The 2,403-nt window shown below is 41.8% G+C and carries 2 protein-coding genes; both read left to right on the top strand.

Annotation, left to right across the window (positions count from 1 at the left end; genetic code table 11):
- Window positions 1–329: 329 nt before the first annotated feature.
- The gene (locus CW749_RS28280) at window positions 330–641 is read left to right on the top strand and encodes a hypothetical protein (RefSeq protein ID WP_180958475.1); all 312 of its coding nucleotides are present in this window, start codon (window positions 330–332) and stop codon (window positions 639–641) included.
- Window positions 642–2,039: 1,398 nt separating this feature from the next.
- On the top strand, window positions 2,040–2,351 hold the full coding sequence (locus tag CW749_RS22935) for a hypothetical protein (protein WP_101114726.1): 312 nt from the start codon (window positions 2,040–2,042) through the stop codon (window positions 2,349–2,351).
- The last annotated feature ends 52 nt before the right edge of the window (window positions 2,352–2,403 follow it).

The raw sequence follows: 2,403 nt of genomic DNA on the forward strand, positions 1-2,403 counted from the left end.
TCGAATTCCTTACAAACCTTGAATTATCAAAGCGCTATAACGCCAGCTTAAACCGCAGACAACGCACAAAACAAGCCGCTGCATTACGCCTTAAACACTAAATTCACCGCAAACTAAAAGTGCCACGCGTTGTTTGTCGGTTTGAAGCTTTTGTTAGAGCGATACAAACAAAAAACTCGCTTGGCAATGAAGCACTTAGCTTGCATTCAATGAACGATATCTTAACCAAAGTGAGTTTCTGCAACCAGACCACAAAACCCAAAACACCGATTCAGTCGAGAATTTAGGAAACGAGCCTAGAGCAAAGCTTCAAAATTCAGCAAACCTAATTGGATTTGAAAACTTGCAGCAACTTGGATTGCGACGGCTTTCCCACCTTGATGCTGGTTGAGAAAGCGAACTCAAAAACACTGGAGCCAGCAACTTTCGAATTCCTTACAAACCTTGAATCATCAAAGCGCTATAACGCCCAGTTAAGTAGCCAAAAACGCACAAATGCTGCTTCTGCAAACTACCCTAAACACAAAACTCACCGCAAGCTAAAAATGCCACGCGTTTTTGGTCTGCTTGAACTGTTTGTTGTAGCGATACAAGCAAACAGACTTAACTTGGCAATGAAGCACTTAGCTTGCATTCAATGAACTGCATCTTAGCCAACAAAATCCTCTGCAACCAGACCACAAAACCCAAAACACCGATCCAGTCAAAAATTTAGGAAAACGAACCGATAGCCAAGCTTCGAAATTCAGTGATTCCAATTAGTTTTGAAAGCTTACAGCAACTTGGATTGCGACGACTTTTCCACCTTGATACTGGTTGAGGAATCAAACTCAAAAACACTGAAGCCAGCAATTTTCGAGAACCTGACAACCCTTAAATTATCAAAGCGCTATAACGCCCAGTTAAGTAGCCAAAAACGCACAAATGCTGTTTCTGCAAACTACCCTAAACACAAAACTCAACGCAAACTAAAAATGCCACGCGTTTTTGGTCTGCTTGAACTGTTTGTTAGAGCGATACAAACAAAAAACTCGCTTGGCAATGAAGCACTTAGATTGCATTCAATGAACTGCATCTTAGCCAACAAAACCTTCTGCAACCAGACCACAAAGCCCAAAACACCGATTAGGTCGAGAATTTGGAAGATCAAACCGAAAACCAAACTTCAAAACTTGGTAAACCTACATAGATTTGCAACCCCACAGAGACTTGGCTTGCGATGATTTCACCACCTTGATGCTGGCTGAGAAATCGAGATTTGAAATACTGAAGCCAGCAACTTTCGAAAACCTTATAAACCTTTGAATTTTCAAAGCGCTATAACGCCCAGTTAAGTAGCCAAAAACGTACAAATGCTGTTTCTGCAAACTACCCTAACCACTAAACCCAACGCAAACTAAAAATGCCACGCGTTTTTTGGTCTGCTTGAACTGCTTGTTAGAGCGATACAAACAGAAAACTCGCTTGGCAATGAAGCACTTAGCTTGCATTCAATGAACTACATCTTAGCCAACAAAATCCTCTGCAACCAGCCCACAATACCCAAAACACCGATTCAATCGAGAATTTAGGAAAGCTAGCCGGAAACCAAACTTCAAAATCTGATGCAGCTGAATAATTTTGAAACCTACAACGACTTGGCTTGCGAGGATTTACCACCTTGATTTAGGTTAAGGAATCGAACTCAAAAACACTGAAGCCAGCAACTTTCGAAAACCTTACAACCCTTGAATTTTCAAAGCGCTATAACGCCAGCTTAAACCGCAGACAACGCACAAAACAAGCCGCTGCATGACGCCTTAAACACTAAATTCACCGCAAACCAAAAATGCCACGCGTTGTTTGTCGGTTTGAAGCTTTTGTTAGAGCGATACAAGCAACAAACTCGCTTGGCAATGAAGCACTTAGCTTGCATTCAATGAAAGGCATCTTAACCAACAAAATCCTCTGCAACCAGACCACAAAACCTAAAACACCGATCCAGTCGAAAATTTAGGAAAACGCGCCAAGAGCAAAACTTCAAAATCCAGCGAACCAAATTGGTTTTGAGAGCTTTCAGCGACTTGGTTTGCACCGATTTCACCACCTTGGCGCTGGCTGAGAAATCGAACTCAAAAACACTGAAGCCAGCAACTTTCGAGAACCTTACAACCCTTGAATTTTCAAAGCGCTATAACGCCCAGTTAAGTAGCCAAAAACGCACAAATGCTGTTTCTGCAAACTACCCTAAACACAAAACTCAACGCAAACTAAAAATGCCACGCGTTTTTGGTCTGCTTGAACTGTTTGTTGTAGCGATACAAACAAACAGACTTAACTTGGCAATGAAGCACTTAGCTTGCATTCAATGAACAGCATCTTAGCCAACAAAACCTTCTGCAACCAGACCACAAAACCCAAAAC

This window comes from Vibrio sp. vnigr-6D03, assembly GCF_002835515.1.
Classification (GTDB): domain Bacteria; phylum Pseudomonadota; class Gammaproteobacteria; order Enterobacterales; family Vibrionaceae; genus Vibrio; species Vibrio penaeicida.